Origin of the sequence: Actinomadura rudentiformis, assembly GCF_008923185.1 — a bacterium.
GTDB classification, from domain to species: Bacteria; Actinomycetota; Actinomycetes; order Streptosporangiales; family Streptosporangiaceae; genus Spirillospora; species Spirillospora rudentiformis.
Genome location: NZ_WBMT01000004.1, coordinates 1 through 17890 on the forward strand (window position 1 = coordinate 1; position 17890 = coordinate 17890).

General features: G+C 69.1%; 18 protein-coding genes. 6 read left to right on the forward strand and 12 right to left on the reverse strand.

The genetic code is table 11. The features are described from left to right. On the forward strand, positions 1-2105 hold a 2105-nt coding region (rpoB, locus tag F8566_RS09090; protein WP_151559546.1), incomplete at its 5' end, for a DNA-directed RNA polymerase subunit beta. 232 nt (positions 2106-2337) lie between these two features. Here the strand turns inward: rpoB and F8566_RS09095 are convergent. Continuing rightward, positions 2338-2880, reverse strand: a complete 543-nt coding sequence (locus F8566_RS09095; RefSeq protein ID WP_151559547.1) for a DapH/DapD/GlmU-related protein — start codon at positions 2878-2880, stop codon at positions 2338-2340. 183 nt (positions 2881-3063) lie between these two features. On the opposite strand from F8566_RS09095, the gene F8566_RS09100 reads away from it, so the two are divergent. Next, positions 3064-4032 (forward strand): LysR family transcriptional regulator, encoded by a 969-nt coding sequence (locus tag F8566_RS09100; protein WP_151559548.1) that lies wholly within the window; start codon positions 3064-3066, stop codon positions 4030-4032. A gap of 130 nt (positions 4033-4162) precedes the next feature. Here the strand turns inward: F8566_RS09100 and sigJ are convergent, their stop codons facing one another. After that, complete coding sequence (gene sigJ, locus F8566_RS09105; RefSeq protein ID WP_151559549.1) at positions 4163-5053, reverse strand: RNA polymerase sigma factor SigJ; 891 nt, start codon at positions 5051-5053, stop codon at positions 4163-4165. A gap of 286 nt (positions 5054-5339) precedes the next feature. On the opposite strand from sigJ, the gene F8566_RS09110 reads away from it, so the two are divergent. Next, positions 5340-7508 carry an MMPL family transporter gene (locus F8566_RS09110; RefSeq protein WP_192809595.1) on the forward strand — a complete coding sequence of 723 codons (2169 nt, stop codon included), beginning with the start codon at positions 5340-5342 and terminating at the stop codon, positions 7506-7508. Between the two features lie 67 nt (positions 7509-7575). Here the strand turns inward: F8566_RS09110 and F8566_RS09115 are convergent, their stop codons facing one another. The 3 genes from F8566_RS09115 to F8566_RS09125 all read right to left on the reverse strand — a co-directional run bounded on the left by F8566_RS09115 (position 7576) and on the right by F8566_RS09125 (position 9836). Then, a complete protein-coding gene (locus F8566_RS09115; protein WP_151559550.1) occupies positions 7576-7920 on the reverse strand; it encodes a VOC family protein in 345 nt (114 codons plus the stop codon). A gap of 123 nt (positions 7921-8043) precedes the next feature. Then, positions 8044-8706 (reverse strand): response regulator, encoded by a 663-nt coding sequence (locus tag F8566_RS09120; RefSeq protein ID WP_151559551.1) that lies wholly within the window; start codon positions 8704-8706, stop codon positions 8044-8046. Next, positions 8703-9836 (reverse strand): sensor histidine kinase, encoded by a 1134-nt coding sequence (locus tag F8566_RS09125; RefSeq protein WP_192809596.1) that lies wholly within the window; start codon positions 9834-9836, stop codon positions 8703-8705. The genes F8566_RS09120 and F8566_RS09125 overlap by 4 nt, the downstream gene beginning before the upstream one ends. 148 nt (positions 9837-9984) lie before the next feature. On the opposite strand from F8566_RS09125, the gene F8566_RS09130 reads away from it, so the two are divergent. Continuing rightward, positions 9985-11124, forward strand: coding sequence for a serine hydrolase domain-containing protein (locus F8566_RS09130; protein WP_225992994.1), 1140 nt, complete (start codon positions 9985-9987; stop codon positions 11122-11124). Then, positions 11124-12605: an alpha/beta hydrolase gene (locus F8566_RS09135; protein ID WP_151559553.1), complete on the forward strand. Its 1482-nt coding sequence runs from the start codon at positions 11124-11126 to the stop codon at positions 12603-12605. The genes F8566_RS09130 and F8566_RS09135 overlap by 1 nt, the downstream gene beginning before the upstream one ends. A gap of 92 nt (positions 12606-12697) precedes the next feature. Here the strand turns inward: F8566_RS09135 and F8566_RS50960 are convergent, their stop codons facing one another. The 4 genes from F8566_RS50960 to F8566_RS09155 all read right to left on the reverse strand — a co-directional run bounded on the left by F8566_RS50960 (position 12698) and on the right by F8566_RS09155 (position 15908). Next, complete coding sequence (locus tag F8566_RS50960; protein WP_225992995.1) at positions 12698-13141, reverse strand: hypothetical protein; 444 nt, start codon at positions 13139-13141, stop codon at positions 12698-12700. A 194-nt stretch (positions 13142-13335) separates the two neighbouring features. Further along, positions 13336-14640, reverse strand: coding sequence for an APC family permease (locus F8566_RS09145; protein ID WP_151559554.1), 1305 nt, complete (start codon positions 14638-14640; stop codon positions 13336-13338). A gap of 194 nt (positions 14641-14834) precedes the next feature. Then, on the reverse strand, positions 14835-15137 hold the full coding sequence (locus F8566_RS09150; RefSeq protein WP_151559555.1) for an SbtR family transcriptional regulator: 303 nt from the start codon (positions 15135-15137) through the stop codon (positions 14835-14837). 288 nt (positions 15138-15425) lie between these two features. After that, complete coding sequence (locus F8566_RS09155) at positions 15426-15908, reverse strand: ArsI/CadI family heavy metal resistance metalloenzyme (RefSeq protein WP_151559556.1); 483 nt, start codon at positions 15906-15908, stop codon at positions 15426-15428. Positions 15909-15999: 91 nt separating this feature from the next. On the opposite strand from F8566_RS09155, the gene F8566_RS09160 reads away from it, so the two are divergent. Next, positions 16000-16383 (forward strand): ArsR/SmtB family transcription factor, encoded by a 384-nt coding sequence (locus F8566_RS09160; RefSeq protein WP_225992996.1) that lies wholly within the window; start codon positions 16000-16002, stop codon positions 16381-16383. A gap of 267 nt (positions 16384-16650) precedes the next feature. Here F8566_RS09160 and crcB read toward each other — a convergent pair whose 3' ends face one another. From crcB to F8566_RS09175, 3 genes are read right to left on the reverse strand one after another with little or no spacing between them, the layout of a single operon-like run. Beyond that, the gene (gene crcB, locus F8566_RS09165; RefSeq protein ID WP_151559557.1) at positions 16651-17025 is read right to left on the reverse strand and encodes a fluoride efflux transporter CrcB; all 375 of its coding nucleotides are present in this window, start codon (positions 17023-17025) and stop codon (positions 16651-16653) included. After that, the gene (locus tag F8566_RS09170; RefSeq protein WP_151559558.1) at positions 17022-17372 is read right to left on the reverse strand and encodes a DUF190 domain-containing protein; all 351 of its coding nucleotides are present in this window, start codon (positions 17370-17372) and stop codon (positions 17022-17024) included. Before F8566_RS09170 ends, crcB begins: the two co-directional genes overlap by 4 nt. Continuing rightward, complete coding sequence (locus tag F8566_RS09175) at positions 17369-17851, reverse strand: fluoride efflux transporter FluC (RefSeq protein ID WP_151559559.1); 483 nt, start codon at positions 17849-17851, stop codon at positions 17369-17371. The genes F8566_RS09170 and F8566_RS09175 overlap by 4 nt, the downstream gene beginning before the upstream one ends. Positions 17852-17890: the final 39 nt, after the last annotated feature.

Consider the following 17890-nt stretch of genomic DNA (forward strand, 5'->3'; position numbering starts at 1 on the left):
CGCACTACGGGCGGATGTGTCCGATCGAGACGCCTGAGGGGCCGAACATCGGCCTGATCGGGTCGTTGGCGGCGTTCGGGCGGGTCAACCCGTTCGGGTTCGTCGAGACCCCGTACCGCAAGGTCGACAACGGTGTGGTCACCGACCAGATCGACTACCTCACCGCCGATGAAGAGGACCGTTTCGTCGTCGCCCAGGCCAACTCCCTCATGAATGAGGAGGGAGCGTTCGTCGAGCAGAAGGTCCTGGTCCGCAAGAAGGGCGGCGAGGTCGACCTCGTTCCTCCAACGGAGGTCCACTACATGGACGTCTCCGCGCGGCAGATGACCTCGGTCGCGACGGCGATGATCCCGTTCCTGGAGCATGACGACGCCAACCGGGCGCTGATGGGTTCCAACATGCAGCGCCAGGCGGTGCCGTTGCTGCGCAGTGAGGCGCCGCTGGTGGGCACCGGCATGGAATACCGCGCCGCCGTCGACGCCGGTGACGTGATCACCACTGAGAAAGCCGGCGTGGTGGAGGAGGTCTCCGCCGACTACATCTCGGTCATGAACGACGACGGCACGCGGATGACGTATCGCGTGACGAAGTTCAAGCGGTCCAACCAGGGCACCTCGTACAACCAGAAGCCCATCGTCGCTGAAGGCGACCGAGTCGAGGCCAACCAGGTCATCGCCGACGGCCCGTGCACCGACCAGGGCGAGATGGCGCTCGGCAAGAACCTGCTGGTGGCGTTCATGCCGTGGGAGGGCCACAACTACGAAGACGCGATCATCCTTAGCCAGCGGCTGGTGCAGGACGACGTGCTGTCCTCGATTCACATCGAGGAGCACGAGGTCGACGCCCGCGACACCAAGCTGGGGCCTGAGGAGATCACCCGGGACATCCCGAACGTCTCCGAAGAGGTGCTGGCCGATCTCGACGAGCGCGGCATCATCCGCATCGGCGCCGACGTGGCGCCCGGTGACATCCTGGTCGGCAAGGTCACCCCCAAGGGGGAGACCGAGCTGACCCCGGAAGAGCGGCTGCTGCGCGCGATCTTCGGGGAGAAGGCGCGTGAGGTGCGTGACACCTCACTGAAGGTGCCGCACGGCCAGCAGGGCAAGATCATCGGCGTACGGGTGTTCTCCCGCGACGAAGGCGACGAACTCCCGCCCGGTGTCAACGAGCTGGTCCGGGTGTACGTGGCGCAGAAGCGCAAGATCACCGACGGGGACAAGCTCGCGGGCCGGCACGGCAACAAGGGCGTCATCTCCAAGGTGCTGCCGGTAGAGGACATGCCCTTCCTCGAAGACGGCACCCCCGTCGACATCGTCCTCAACCCCCTCGGCGTGCCCGGCCGTATGAACGTCGGCCAGGTACTCGAAACCCACCTCGGCTGGATCGCCGCCCAAGGCTGGGACATCAGCGGGGTGGAGGAGGAGTGGGCCGAACAACTGCGCGCGAACGGCTTCGACCGCGTCGAGCCGCGCACCAACATGGCCACCCCGGTCTTCGACGGTGCCAGCGAAGAGGAGATCACCGGCCTGCTGGAGAGCACCCTCGTCAACCGCGAAGGCGACCGGATGGTGATGCCCAGCGGCAAGGCGCGGCTGTTCGACGGCCGTACCGGCGAGCCCTTCCCCCACCCGATCTCGGTCGGCTACATCTACATCCTCAAACTCCACCACCTGGTCGACGACAAGATCCACGCTCGTTCGACCGGCCCGTACTCCATGATCACCCAGCAGCCGCTCGGCGGTAAGGCCCAGTTCGGCGGCCAGCGCTTCGGTGAGATGGAAGTGTGGGCCCTGGAGGCCTACGGCGCCGCCTACGCCCTCCAGGAGCTGCTGACGATCAAGTCCGACGACGTGCTCGGCCGCGTGAAGGTCTACGAGGCCATCGTCAAGGGCGAGAACATCCCCGAGCCCGGCATTCCCGAGTCCTTCAAGGTCCTCATCAAGGAAATGCAGTCGCTCTGCCTCAACGTCGAGGTGCTCTCCAGCGACGGCATGTCCATCGAGATGCGAGACACCGACGAGGACGTCTTCCGCGCAGCGGAGGAGCTCGGCATCGACCTGTCCCGTCGTCCCAACGAAGGGGCAATGAACATCGACGACATCTGAGGAACGAACTGACCCGGCCCGGGAGCCGTCCGCTGAGACAAGCGGCAGGCTCTCGGGCCGGCGTCATCCACAGCCTGACAGAAACCTGACCGGGAACCTGCCGGGAGCCTGATAGGAAGCGATCAACTCCTGGCCGACGCGTCGCCTCGATCGCGGGTGAGCAGCGGAAGCGGTGCCAGTAGCACCGGGGAAGTCTCCAACCGACTGGGTTGACCTGCGGTCCGGGAGGTCGTCACCACCGGCGGTGCACGGTTGCCTTGCTGCCGGTCACCAGGCTTGCCGGCGGGACGTCCTCGGCCACGACCGCGCCGGCGGCGACCACGGCATCACGGCCAATGCTGACGCCGGGCAGGATCGTGGCACCGGCGCCGATCCACACGTTCTCCGCCACGTCGATGGGCGCGCCGCTAAGCCACCTCCGTCGCTCCTCAGGATCGACCGGGTGACCGACGGTGATGAACGTGGCCTTTGGTCCGACCATCACGCCCTCGCCGAGCCGGATGCCGGCGTAGTCCAGGAACGTGCAGTTCTGGTTGATGAACACTCGCTCGGCGAGTTCCAGGTGAAAGCCGTGGTCGGTGTAGAAGGGCGGATAGATCGTGACTCTCGTCGGCAGCGGCCTGCCGAGGATCTGTTCGAACAGTTCCGTCTTGGCCGCTTCGTCCTCGAAGGGCAGGACGTTCAGGCGGGAGGTGAGCTCGGTGGCCCGCAGGACCCTCTCGGCCATGGCCTGGAATTCGGCGCTGTGGATGCGCATGAGACGGTCGCTGGACATGCAACGGCCCTTTCTGGCGTACGGGTGACTGGGAAGACTTGCGCCCCAGCTGCACGCGCATGCGGCTCTCTCGCGACAACCGATGTGCGGGTCACTGAATCGCACCAGCCGCACCACCACGGGATCAAACAACCGGTTCCTGGCCAGCCACAACGAACAGTTGGGCACGCATAAGCTGGATCAGTGGATACCGAGGCGGTGCGATCGTTCGTCCGTGCGGCCGAGCTCGGACAGCTGCAACACGCGGCCGACGAGCTCGGCGTGACGCAACAGGCCGTGTCGAAGCGGATCGCAACGCTCGAGCGCAAACTCGACGTCCGGTTGTTCACCCGCACCGCCCGAGGGGTCGAGCTGACCCTCGACGGCCAAGCCTTCCTCCCGCACGCCCGGAACATCATCACAGGTGTCGATCGCGCCATCACCGCGATCAGACCGGGCTCGCGGGCCCTTCGGATCGACGTTCTCGGCCTACGATCCGCACAGGCCGTCGTCCTGCACGACTATTGGCGTTCGCATCCCGAAACCGACCTCGACGTGGTGACCCTCAGGGTCAACGACCCGCGCGAGGCGGTCGCCGCCGTCCAGGCAGGCGAGATCGACGCCTCGTTCCGCACCATCACCGACCCGGCCGCGCTGCCGCGCGACGTGCAAATGATCCACGCGTTCGACTCACCGCTGGAGCTCCTCGTCGGCCCGAGGCATCCGCTCGCCTCCGCACGAACACTGACACCATCCCGGCTGCGCAAGCACCGGATATGGGTGCCGGGTATCGCGCCCCGAAGCGAATGGGCAGAGTTCTACGATCAGCTCGTCACCGACTTCGACCTGCGCATCGACGCCGCGGGCCCGAACTTCGGCAACGAGGTTCTTCAAGACACCCTCGCGGACTCCGCAGACGTGGCCACCCTCGTAGGCGCGCGCGACCGGTACATCTGGCCGACGAATTACGACCTACGCCGCATCCCGATCGTGAATCCGACGCTCGCATATCCGCTCTCGCTCATCTTCCCCAGAACGAATCCACATCCAGGACTCCGGGCGATCATCAACCACTTCGGAAGCCTTACACCGCTCCCCGAGCCAGCCTGGCTCCCTTCCTGGGCAACGAAACCGCGCCGCAGCGACGGAGACATCGAATCCGCCAGACGCTAATGGTCCCTTCCCTACGAGCGCACCTCGCAGCGGATACCTGCAGATGCCTCACATCGCTTCTATATCCAGCGGGCCGACCGCAGCTCACCGCCTCCCGGACGGCGCGCAGCGCGACTGGCAGCGTGAGGCCTCAGTGCAGGTCCGGGACCTTCGCGAGCTTGTCCGGGTTGCGGACCACGTCGATTGCGGTGATCCGCCCGGCGTCCATCGTGAACGCGGCGACCGTCAAGACGCCGTCGTCGTCCCGGACCACCAGGCCTGGAGCGCCGTTGACATCGACGATGCGCGCGTTCATCGGGCCCTTGCCGTAGCTGAGCAGCGCGGCGGCCACTCGTGCGGCGCCCCGTACGAGGCGCGGCAGCGTGGCGACCTTGCCGCCCCCGTCAGCGCGCAGCACGATGTCCGGGTCGAGCAGCGCGATGAGCCCCGGCAGATCGCCGTCCTCGCAGGCGGCCGTGAACGCGTTGACCAGCTCCCGCTGTTCGGCTGCCGTGGCGGGCGTTCGCGGCCGTCCGCCCTCGACCTGCCGGCGCGCCCGCGAGGCCAGCTGGCGTACCGCCGCCGTTGAACGGCCGACGGCCTCGGCGATCTCGGGAAAGGGGACGCCGAAGACGTCGTGCAGCACGAACGCGGTGCGTTCGGCGGGGGAGAGCTGCTCCAGGACGACGAGCAGCGCCATGCTCACCGACTCGTCCAGCGTCACCCGGTCGGCCGGGTCATGGGAACGGGCCTCGACCAGCGGCTCCGGCAGCCACGTTCCGACATAGCGCTCCCGGCGCGCACGCGCGCTGCCCAGGGCGTCGAGCGCCAGCCTGCTGACGGTGGTCGTCAGCCAGGCGGCGAGGTCACGGACCGCACCCGGATCGTCGAGGCCCCGGAGCCGCAGCCACGCCTCCTGTACGCAGTCCTCGGCCTCGACCAGCGAGCCCGTCGTCGTGTACGCCACTCGCAGCAGCCGCGACCGGTGGGCCTCGAAGGACCGCGCCAGCATCTCCTCGGCGTCTCGTTCTGATCTTCCCATGCCCTGTTGACGACACAGCCGGTCCAGGTGTGACACGGCTCCCTGCCGGCGGATGTCCGTGTCACACCTCGGACGGCTACGTCGTCAACAGGCTGCCGACACCCAGGCCGACCCGTCCTCGACAGGCGGCCGACGCCCAGGCCGACCCGTCGTCAACAGGCGGCCGACGCCTAGGCCGGCACGTTGCGCGACGCCTAGGCCGGCACGTTGCGCGACGCCTAGGCCGGCACGTTGCGCGACGCCTAGGCCGGCCTGCGGACGCTTGACGAACCTCCGGAAAGAGATCATGACGCTTACCGAGCTGAACCGAGAAGACAGCACCCGTCCACCCGTACAGAAAGGGGTGTTCGCCCGCATCGCGGGTTTCGCCCACCGCCGCAGATGGCTCGCCCTGATCCTCTGGGTGGCGGTCATGGGCGGCGCCTGGACCGTCGCGTCGGTCGCGGGTGACGACTACCGCAACAACTTCACGCTTCCCGGCACCGAGTCGCAACAGGCGGCCGACCTGCTGGCAAAGCATGGCGCTGCCCGCGCCGGGGACACGGTCGAGATCGTCCTGCGCGACGACGGCGGCCTGCGCAAGCCCGGCGTCCAGCAGCGTGTCAAGACCATGCTCGACGACGTCGCCCGACTGCCCAAGGTCGGTCAGGTCCACAGCCCGTACGACGGCGAGGGCGCCATCTCCAAGGACGGCACGATCGGCTACGCCACCGTGGTGCTCGACGTTCCATCGGACGATATGCCGAAAGCCGACACCCAGCGCATCTTCGACGCCGCCCAGCAGGCCGAGGGTGACGGGCTCCAGGCCGAGCTGGGTGGCGACGCGGCCCGGTTGCTCGGAGAGGGCGGGACCGGCGCCGCGGAGGGCGTGGGCCTGCTGGCCGCGCTGGTCATCCTGGTCCTGATGTTCGGGACGGTCATCGCCGCCGGACTGCCCATCATCATCGCCCTGTTCGCCGTCGGGTCGACCATCGGCATCATCGTCGTGGCGTCACACGTGTTCACGATCGCCGACTGGACCCCGCCGGTGATGACCCTCGTCGGCCTCGGCGTCGGGATCGACTACGCGCTGCTGATCTTCGCTCGCTACCGCGCCGAGCTCATGTGCGGCACGGAGCCGGAACAGGCCACCGTGAACGCGATGGACGCCGCGGGCCGTTCGGTGTTCTTCGCAGGCTGCACCGTCATCCTGGCACTGCTCGGCCTCGTCGCCCTCGGCCTCGGTTCGCTGCAGGGCATGGCGCTGTCGGTCGCGCTGACGGTGCTGGTGACCATGCTCGCCGCCCTGACCCTGCTGCCCGCGTTGCTCGGCATCTTCGGCCGCCGCTTCGCCCGCCAGTTCACCCGGCGCGCCGAGCGGCGGCACGCCAAGGGCAAGGCCGCCGAGGGCACCGTCTGGCGCCGGCTCGCGGCCGTGGTGCAGCGGCGACCGCTGGCCGCCCTGCTGACCGCTGCGGTGCTCCTCGGCGCCCTGGTCCTCCCGGCATTCGGAATGCGGCTCGGCTTCTCCGACGCGGGCAGCGACGCGCCCGACACCACCAGCCGGCAGGCCTACGACCTGCTCTCCGAAGGCTTCGGCCCCGGATTCAACGGCCCGCTGCTGGTGGTGACCGACGGAGCCCCGCAGGCCGCCGCCGCAGCGACCCGGGCGCTGAACGGAACCCCGGGCATCCGGGCAGCCGCAGACCCGATGCCCACGCCGGACGGCAAGGCCGCGACCGTCCTGGTCTTCCCGGCCTCCGCGCCGCAGGACAAGGAGACGTCCGACCTCGTCGGCACCCTGCGCGACGACGTCCTGCCGAAGCTGTCCGCGCAGAACGGCGCGCAGTATCTGGTCGGCGGGGCCACGGCCGCCTCCGAGGACTACTCCGGCAAGGTCTCCGACCGGTTGCCGCTGTTCATGGCCATCGTCGTCGGCCTCTCCGTGCTCCTGCTGATGGCGGTCTTCCGCTCGGTGCTCATCCCGCTGAAGGCCGCGCTGCTGAACCTGCTCAGCATCGGCGCCGCGCTCGGCGCGATGAAGCTGGTGTTCCAGGACGGCTTGTTCGGAGTGGAACCCGGCCCGATCGAGGCGTATCTGCCGGTGATGGTCTTCGCCATCGTCTTCGGCCTTTCCATGGACTACGAGATCTTCCTGATCTCGCGGATCCACGAGGAGTGGACGCGTTCCAAGGACGACCCCTCCCACGCCGTACGGGAGGGGCTGGCCCACACCGGCTCGGTGATCACGGCAGCGGGCGCGATCATGATTGTGATCTTCGGCGCGTTCATGCTCAGCCCGCAACGCCTGCTCCAGCAGACCGGCTTCGGCATGGCGGTGGCGATTTTCGTGGACGCGGTCATCATCCGCTGCCTGATCGTTCCAGCGGCGATGGAGCTGATGGGCAGCCGTGCCTGGTGGCTACCGGCACCACTGGCCCGCCTGCTCCCCAAGGTGGAGCTGGAACGGCACTGAACACGCCGCTCCGGACGGATCCGGCCGGTGTTCGCCGATCTCGTGGTGCTCGATGATGACGTATGACCTACTGGGCGGGCGCCTCGGCGAGTGACAGGCTGTTGCCGTCCGGGTCCAGCACCTCGACGTGGCGTACGCCGTTGCTGTAGGTCTCCAGCGGTCCGTGCCCGATGCCGTGCGCGGCGAGGCGGGCCAGGATGTCGTCGAGGTCGGTCACCCCGAATGTGATCATGGCGCCGCCCACCCGCTCGCTGCGCACGTCCCGGTCGTCGACGACGATCCAGGCGTTCTCGCCGACCTGCCAGAGGTGCTCCTCGCCGATGACCTCGTCCGCCGGCCGCCCGAAGAACACCCCGTACCACTCCAGTGCCTTGGTCCGGTCACTCACCGACATGACGCTGTACAAGTCCACTAGGACCTCTCCTCTCAGTCGTTTCGGAGGTTGGACCTTGACCGTGATCGAAACTCATCGGAGGCGGCCCAGCTCTCCGCAAGGTGAGGCCCGCCGACGTTCGTGGCCGGCTTCGAGACGGGTCTAGGGGAGCTGGTCGAGCAGACCTGCGTTGTGGGCGAGGAGGGCGGCTTGCACGCGGTTGCTGACACCGAGGCGGGTGAAGATGCGGTTGATGCGGCTCTTGACGGTCGGGGCGGACAGGCCGAGTTCCGCGCCGATCTCGGCGTTCGACATGCCCTGCGCGACCAGCAGCAACACGTCCGTCTCGCGCTGGGTGAGCACGTCCAAGGGGCTGTCGACGGTGGGCGGCGGGGCGGCGACGAACGTGCGGATGAGGCGCTGCGTCACGGAGGGGGCGAGCATGGCCTCACCTCGTACGACCGTGCGGATGGCGTCGGCGAGGTAGTCCGGGGAGGTGTTCTTGAGGAGGAATCCGCTCGCGCCCGCCCTGAGCGCCGAATGCACGTACTCGTCCAGGTCGAACGTGGTCAGCACGATCACGCGGGGCCGCGGCTCGGGGTGTGGCCAGTCCCGCAGGATGCGTTCGGTGGCCTCCACCCCGGTCGCGCGCGGCATCCGCACGTCCATGACGATGACGTCCGGGCGGTGCGCGAACGCGGCGGCCACGGCCTGTTCGCCATCGGCGGCCAACGCCACGACGCGCAGATCGTCATGGCGGTCGACGACCATCCGCAGTCCGCTGCGGACCATCTCCTGGTCGTCGGCGATCAGCACCCCGATCATGTCCGCTCCGCCGCGGGCAGGACGGCGCTGACTCGCCAGCCGCCTCGGTGCGGGCCCGCTTCAAGGGTCCCGCCATAGAGCGCCGCGCGTTCTCTGAGCCCGATGAGGCCCAGCCCGGAGCCGCCCTCAGCCTGGTGGCCGGGGGCTTGGGGGCCGTTGGTGACGGTGACGGTCAGCGGCATTTCGGTCAGGGAGACCTCGACATCGGTCGGCCCCGCGTGCTTGACCACGTTGGTGAGCGCCTCCTGGATGATCCGGCACACCGAGGTCTCCACGGACGGGCTGAGGTGTTCAGGCAGGCTCACCGGCCCGGTGACGCGGCAGCCGGCCGCCTCCACGACCTTGAGCAGCCGATCCAGATCGGCCAGGGAAGCCCGGGGCTCGATCGCCTCGCCGCCGTCGGCCAGAAGGCCGATGATCCGCCGCATCTCCTCCAGCGCCTGGTCGGCGGTGGCCGCGATCAGCCGGGCCTGCTCGCCTTCGGCGGTACGGGCGGTGATCGCGATCGCGCTCACCTGGCTCGCGATGACGTCGTGCAGGTCACCGGCGAGCCGGGCACGTTCGGTGAGCACCGCGTGGCGGGCCTTGAGCTCCCGCTCGGTGCGCAGCCGCCCGGCCAGCTCGCGCAGCCGCGCGGCGTCCTCGTGGGCGCGGCGCCGCCCGTCTCCGGCGAGCCACACGCATGCGGGGATGCCCAGGAGGAACGCCGTCAGGGCCGTGCCCTCCAGGACGAGCCCGTACACGGGAGCGCCGGATGCCGCTGTGCGCTCCAACTCGGGAACGATCAGCACGGCGCCGACGACCGCGGGGGCGGCCAGGCTGCGGGGCGGGGCCGTCCATCGTGCGACCGAATAGAGCGCGATCATCACGAAGAGCATCGCGATCTGGTTCGTCATGCGATGCCCCACGGTCGGCAGCCACACGCAGTAACCGGCCACGACACCGCCGAACGAGACCCACGGATGGGCGCGCCGCCACGCCAGCGGCAGCGTCGGCAGGCACATCACCGCGCCGACGAGGGCGGCCTGCCCGGCCGCCGGGACGGGACCGGTCGCCAGCCAGCCCCCGACGTGCCACATCGAGCAGCCGGCGGCCAGCGCGGTGTCGGACCGGAACGGATGCTTGGCCATCCCATGATTCTTCAGGGTGCCGTCGGGGCGAAGCGACCAAAGTTGCGCGGCGGTTGGTCCGGCACGGTGACGATCTGCGCGCTGTGCGTCCCTAGCGTCGGGACGACCTGAATCAGCGGGGACGACCCGAATCAGCTGGAGGCGCATTTTGCGAACACCCGACATCGGCCGCCGGAGGTTTCTCGCGGGCACGGCGGCGCTGCCCGTCGGCCTGGCGATGCCCAGACCACCGTCCTCGCCCGCCGACCTGGCGATACCTGGATCGCCGTCCTCGTCCGCCGGCTTGGCGACACCCACAACGAGCGCCGCCCGACGCGCGCTCGACGAACTGGTGGAACGGGACGGTCTGCCCGGGGCGCAGGCTGTCATCACCTACCCAGGAGGACGGAGCAAGGAGATCGTCAGCGGAGCCGGGGACCTTCGCACCGGACGGCCCTTCCCACACCTGGCGCGGGTACGGATCGCCAGCAACACCAAGGCGTTCACCGCGACCACCGTTCTCCAGCTCGTCGCCGAGGGGCGCGTCGTCCTGGACCAGCCGATCTCCCGCTACCTGCCGGAGATCGCGAGCGGCGCCACCGTACGGCAGGTGTTGCGGCAGCAGAGCGGGTTCTACGACTTCGCAAACGATGTCACCGAGCACTCGCGGAGCCGCTACCGCGCCGCTGACCTGGTCGCGGCAGCGCTGCGCCACCCGCCGGAGTTCGAGCCGGGAACGCGCTGGTCGTACAGCAACACCAATTACCTGATCGCCGGGCTCCTCATCGAGAAAGTGACCGGGCGACCGGCCGAGGAGGAGATCACCCGCCGGATCATCCGGCCGCTCGGGCTGCGTCACACCTACTGGCCGCGCTACCCCGAGCAGACCCTGCGGGGCCCGCACGCCCGCGCGTACATGCCGCCCCGACACACCGAGGTGAGGTGGATCAACACCTCCGTCGTGGGGACGGCCGGGGCGCTGGTCTCCACCGGCCACGATCTGAACCGTTTCTTCATCGCGCTACTCGCCGGGCGCCTGCTGCCGCGCGCCGTCCTGGCCGAGATGCGCCGTACGGTGCCCGCCGGTGTGGCCGAGGGCGCGGCGTACGGGCTCGGGCTGATCCGCTTCCCCCTCCCAGGAGGCGGTGCGTTCTGGGGCCACGGCGGAACGATCGAGGGCACGCGCACCCGGGGCGGCGTCACCGGCCAAGGTCTGGCGGTCAACGTCACCGTCAACGAGATAGCCACCGACCCGAACGGGTCGCAGCACGTCGTCGACGCGGCGACCACCATTCTGAGGAGTTGCTGATGCGAATCACCGCGATCGCCGCCGTTCTCACGCTGGGCCTGACCGGCGTGGCAGCCGCCGCCACCGACCCGGTGGTCCCGTTCACCCGCCAGGCCATCGAATGGAAGACCTGCCAGGACGAGGAACTGGCCAAGGCGGGCGCGCGCTGTGCGGACGTCACCGTCCCGCTCGACTACCACAACCCGACCGGCCGAACGATCACCGTGGCGATCTCGCGGCTCGCCGCCACCGGCAAGGGCCGGATCGGAGTCCTGATGCACGGTATGGGCGGCGGTCCAGGCGGACGCGGACTGAACGGCCCGGCGCTCACGTCCGCCGCCATGGGTCCCGGGCTCGCCGCACGGTACGACCTGATCGGCATGGACCCGCGCGGAGTGGGCCGCAGCACTCGGATCAACTGCGGACTGACGGGGGAGTGGCTCCGATCGGCCGGACGCGACCGAGCGGGCTTCCGCCGCACCATCGCCTATGAGAAGGAACAGGTGGCGCGCTGCCAGGAACGGCACGCCGACCTGCTCCCGCACATCACCACCCGGAACACGGCCCGCGACATGGACCTGATCAGGGCCCTCCTGAAGGCGCCGAAGATGTCGTACATCGGCACCTCGTACGGTACGTACCTGGGAGCGGTCTACACCGAGATGTTCCCGTCCAGGGTCGATCGCCTCGTGCTCGACAGTGCGCTTGACCCGGCCCGCTATCCGGTACGGACGTTCCCCGACATCGGCGCGGCCAACGAGCGATACCTCGACGCCTGGGCCTCCTGGACAGCCGGACGGAACGCCGAATACAGGCTCGGTGCCACCCGGCGGAAGGTGCGCGCCACGGTCGAAGGGATCATCGCCCAGGCGGCTCGCCGACCCCTGGAGATCGGCCAGTACCGGGCCGACGAGCACATCATCCCTTCTCTGCTGGCCGGGATCATGTCCGACGACCGTTACTTCGCCGACCAGGCCGGGGTCGTGCGGGAGCTGCACCGAGCCGCGAAGGGCGAACAGTTCGAACCGTCCGACACGTTGAAGGAGTACCTGAGCCCGCCCGACTCCGGTCTCGACAACGCCCTGTCGATGAACGTGGCCATCTTCTGCGGTGACGCGCCCGCGCCGCGCGACCCCGAATGGTACTGGCGCAACATCCAGCGCAGCCGCGCCACCCAGCCGGTGTACGGGCCGCTGGCCAACACGGTGTTCCCCTGTGCGTTCTGGCCGACGGCCCCAGTCGAGGCACCCACCAAAGTCGGCAACAACCATCCGGCGCTGATCGTCCAGTCCACGGGTGACACCCGGACCGTGTACGAGGGCGCCGTCGCCCTGCACCGCACGCTGCCCGCATCCCGCATGGTCACGCTCCGGAACGTTCGCCGCCACGCCCTCTACGGCGTGTACCCCAACCGCTGCGTAACCGAAGCCGTCAACGCCTACCTGGCCTCAGGCACCCTGCCCAAGACCAACGTTACCTGCCAGAGAGAGCCCACCGCGTAGAACACCGAGCCTGGAGAAGTCGGCGACAGGTGCCAGGCGCCAGACGCGTTGGCGCCGGCGATGGACACGTCCTGGCCCGCCTGGCGCCCTGGTCATCCGTCGTCTCTTGCCAGTCCAGCGCTGATCAACATGCGCACGGCCTCGGCGCGGGAGAGGCCATGCCGGTCGGCATACTGGTCGACTTGCGGCAGGAGTTCTCCCAGCCGTACCTGGACCCGGCCGCCGATCTCAGGTCGACCCGGTCCCTTTTCGGTGGGCAGATGGGGAAGCAGCCGCGCGACCGCTTGTTCGTGTCCGTTGCCGACCAACCATTCGACGGCCTGTTCGTCGCCGCTCAGGAACTCCCATCTCGATGAGTCCTGGTCGACGCCGTCGCGGAGCCCGAGGGGAGACCGCTGAAGAACCCAGCGCCCAGACTCGGTATGGAACAAGGTTTCGCGAAACCCTCTCATCTCGCGTTCCCATCGCTCCTGCGCGGTCACGGCCTTGCCTTCTTCGAACACCTCGGCTTCCTCAGGGTTGAACCAGCCCTCCACCTCCGCCTCAGACAGGCCGTTCTCCCCGTACCGGTAGACCATTTGCCTGGCCATGCCGACTACCGCCTCACATGCGCGGATAAACGATGTCGTAAATCTAGGCGGAGACCGTCAGTGGGTCAATAAGCGCTGTCGTTAATCCTCGTGAGGGGTCATCTTTGGGGGCTGTGGCCGACGCTTGCAGGCGCCTGCGGTCACCGCTGACGCGCTCGCTTGAACAGTGTGCGGGCCGTGTACCAGGCGGCGCCGGCGGCCAAAACCGCTGCGCCGGTCAGCACGGCCGAGAGGGGAAGGGCGAACGCCAGGGCCAGGCACCCCACCAGGCCGACCGCGGGGATGAGGCGGATCGGGCGGCCTTCGTCCGGCGCCAGCGTCCAGGCCGAGGCGTTGGCGACGGCGTAGTACGCCAAGACGCCGAAGGACGAGAACCCGATGACACCGCGCAGGTCAGCCGTCGCAGCCAGCACCGCCACCACGGCGCCGACCGCGAGCTCTGCCCGGTGCGGGACGCCGAAACGCGGGTGCACTGCGGCCAGCACGTGCGGCAGGTGACGGTCGCGGGCCATCGCCAACGTGGTACGCGACACGCCCAGGATGAGTGCCAGCAGCGACCCCAACGCGGCGATCGCGGCACCGATCTGGACGACGGGCGCCAGCCCGGGCAGGCCGGCCTCACGGACCACCTCGGCCAGCGGCGCGACCGCCCCGGCCAGACCGTCGCTGCCCAGCACCATCAGCGCCGCCACCGCGACCGCCACGTACACCAGCAGCGTGATCCCCAGCGCCAGCGGGATCGCGCGTGGGATGGTGCGGGCCGGGTCACGGACCTCCTCGCCCAGCGTGGCGATGCGGGCGTACCCGGCGAACGCGAAGAACAGCAGCCCCGCCGCCTGCATGACCCCGCCGAGCGAGGCGTCCGAGCCGATGTCCAGCCGCGCGGCCTCCGCCGAGCCGGAGGAAAGAGCGATGACGACCACGGTGGCCAGCACCGCGAGCACGACGGCGACGATCGCGCGGGTGAGCACGGCCGACTTGTGCACGCCGGCGTAGTTGACCGCCGTCAACGCCACAACGGCGGCCACCGCGACCGCATGCGCCTGCGACGGCCAGGCGTACAGCCCGACGGTCAACGCCATCGCCGCGCACGAGGCGGTCTTGCCGACCACGAACGCCCACCCGGCCAGATAACCCCAGAACTCACCGAGCCGCTCACGTCCGTACACATAGGTGCCGCCCGACTCCGGGTATTTGGCCGCCAGCCGCGCCGACGAGGTCGCGTTGCAGTACGCGACCACCGCGGCCAGTGCCAAGCCGAGCAAGAGCCCCGATCCTGCCGCGCGCGCGGCGGGGGCCAGGGCGGCGAAGATCCCGGCGCCGATCATCGACCCCAGGCCGATCACCACCGCGTCCCCGGTGCCCAGGCGACGTACGAGACCGCCACCGGACGTCAGTGGCGCCTTTCCGGCGACTCCTCCAGGGCGTGATTCAGACGGCGGCATCGCCCACCTTCCGGGCCGATATTCCATCAAATCGGTTTGATGTATCCTCCCGAGCACGGGGTCGCCGAGTCAAGCCGCGCCGCCGTCCGTGCGCCTGGCCGGTCACTTCCTGCGCTGGCGGCTGCTGAGCGGCACCGACCACCCACAATGAGCTGGCCAGGCCCTTTCGCGGTAACTCGACACTGAGCGGCGCGCTAACGTCGGCCACCGTGATGTGCCTGCACGTCGTCGCTGGGATGGCGCGGTGCGAGGCCGGCCAGGCTGAGAGTGATGAGGCGGTCGGCGGCGGTAGGGGACAGGTGCTCGTGCAAAGAGGCGGCGGCGGTCGTGAGGACGGTGATGTCCGCGCCGGTCGCGTCGGGACGCAGCGCACCGGACTCGCGTGCCCGCGTGACGAACCGTTCGCCCACGTCGGCTAGGCGCAGGCATGAGGCGTGCAGCTCTGACGCGTCGTCGTCCAGGCCTTCGGCGAGCAGTGCTGCGAGGATGGCGCCCACGGCCAGATCAACTCAACGAGGCCGCGAGCGTCCACCTCACCGCGATCGACGGTGGTGTCCAGGTCGGCCGCTCAACGGCTTTGCGGAGGTCAGCACCGCAAGAGGAGACATCCAGATTGCCGTGGTCGTGCGCGGGCCACCATGCCTTACTCGTGCTGAGTCCGGCACCGGCCCATCCACGACCCCGCCACCGTTCTGCTTCAAAGCCGTGGGCCGGTAGTCGCGAGGCTGCCTGCGCGCACGAGCCCGGCCAGCGGGGCCGGGCTCGTGCGCGGGATCCTGCATCGATCAGCAACAGCCAGAGCCCACCGCCGCCGGGACGGCCGCCGTGTCGGTCCCCGCGGTCTGGTCATCCGCGCCGGGCGCGGCGCAGCAGACCGAGTCTGTGGCCTTTTCGAGGGTGTCGGCGTCGGCCTTGACCACATACACCTCCCAGGGTTCGTTGCCGGGGCCGGTGACCCACACCTTGTCCTGGACGGCGTAGCAGCAGGCGGTGTCGTTCTCCTCCAGGGTGACCAGCCCCGAGTCCTCGAGTCGCTGGGCGGTGTCGGTGACCTGGCCGGAGTCCTCGACCTCCACGCCCAGGTGGTCCAGCCGGGTGGCCTCCTCGTCCTGACCCTCGATCAGGACGAGCTTGAGCGGCGGTTCGGCGATGGCGAAGTTGGCGTAGCCGTCGCGGACCTTGGCCGGTTCTGCGCCGAACAGCTTGCCGTAGAACTCGATCGAGGCCTGCAGGTCGGGGACTCGCAAGGCCAGTTGCACACGGGACATGAGGAACCTCCTCATCAGGACACCCTGATTCGATGGATGTCTAAACAGCTCCGAGTTTGCGCCCTGATTAGGTATCTGTCAAATTAGAGGCGTGTCGAATCAAGAGGCGTTGGTGATCTCCGCCGCCGGGTGCTGCTCTCCGCTGGTGGCCGAGCCGCTTCCCGAAGGCGAGGCGGTCGAGCTGGCGCGGGTGTTCAAGGCGCTGTCGGACCCCGTGCGGCTGCGGCTGCTGACGTTGATCGGTGCCCATCCGGGCGGCCGCGAGAGCGGTGTGGGCGTGTGCGTGTGCGAGCTGACCGGCGCGTTCGAGGTCACCGCCCCGACGATCTCCCACCATCTGAAGATCCTGCGCGAGGCCGGGCTCATCGCCTCGCAGCGGCGCGGCACCTGGGTGTACTACTGGCTGCTTCCCGCAAGCCTGGACCGCCTGGCCACCTTGCTCGCCGCCCAGTCGGCACCGGCCGGCGTCCCATAACCAGCCAGCCAGGCCCGCACCGCGCGTTGACGAGCGCAGCGCACGCTGGCCGAAATCCTCGCCACCGGCCTGCTGCTGATGGCGGCCGTCGTCGTACCACCCACCTGTCGGTCGACGCCGGAAACACTTGCTGGCCCACAGTCTGGCCACCGCGATGTCGGACCGCGAGCAGCGCGCACTTCACGTCCGTGCAGCTCCTGCATCCCTGCCGGGCTCTTGGCCGGCGCGCTGCAGACCCCCGGCGACGAACCTGCTGTGGAACGCGGGTCAGGCCCAGATGGACTGGGCGAGCGCGGCACCGGTGAACGCGGCCCCCAGGCCCGCGACCACGCTTGCGATCACGTTGGCGGCGGCGAAGAATCCGGCACCGGTCTCGGCCAGCCGCAATGTCTCGTAGGAGAAGGTGGAGTACGTGGTCAGCGCTCCGCAGAACCCGGTGCCGATCAGCAGCTGCACCGAGCCGGAGGCGGCACCGTAGCTGACCGCGCCGGTGAGCACGCCGAGCACCAGACAGCCGGCGAGGTTGACGGTGAACGTGCCCCAGGGGAACACGGTGTCGTGGCGGTCCTGGATCGCGCGGTCGGTCAGATACCGCAGCGGCGCCCCGACCATGCCCCCGGCGATGACCAGCAGCCAGTTCACTTCTTACTCTCCTGCCGGCCGGCGTAGCGGATGACCTCGACCTCGTCGAGGATCACCAGGCCCTCGGTGACCAGCTCGTCGAGTTGCGACAGGAACGCCCGGACGCGTTCCTGGCTGTCGACGATGATGATCGCCACGGGCAGGTCCTCACTGAGCGACAGCAGCCGGGTGGTGTGGATCAGGGAAGAGGCGCCGAACCCCTCGATGCCGCGGAACACGGTGGCGCCTGCCAGACCGGCCTGGTGCGCGCGACGGACGATCTCGCTGTACAGGGGCCGATGGCGGACGGTGTCATGCTCGCCGATGAAGATTGTCACCCGCAGGGCGGTGCCGTGGAGCCGGGTCACGTGCGCCTCCAGGAGATCGAACGGCGGGTGGCGGCCGCCGCCACCCACACCGAGGCCAGGGCGGTCAGCACCGTGACCGCCAGGTAGACCAGGCCGGTTCGGGCATGGCCGCCCGCCACCAGCTGCTGGATGTCGACGGCGTAGGTGGAGAACGTGGTGAAGCCGCCGAGGACGCCGGTGCCGACGAACGGCCGTACCAGCCGGTGCGCAGCCCATATCTCGGTGATGACCACCATGAACACGCCGATCAACGCGCAGCCGACCGCGTTGACCAACAGCGTGGTCCAGGGAAAACCTCCTGCCGAGGCGGGCCACAGCAGCGAGGCGCCATAACGGGCCACCGCCCCCAGGGCACCGCCGACCGCGACCACAGCGATCACCGGCGCCTGCCCGCGGGCGAGCTCACGCCGCTGAGCAGGGACCGACAGATCGACGTCGGGGTCGATGGGTTCGATGATCTGATCGCCGGGGGCAGTCATGGATACGCGTCTCCTACTCGTGCAGCCGCCCGGCCATGC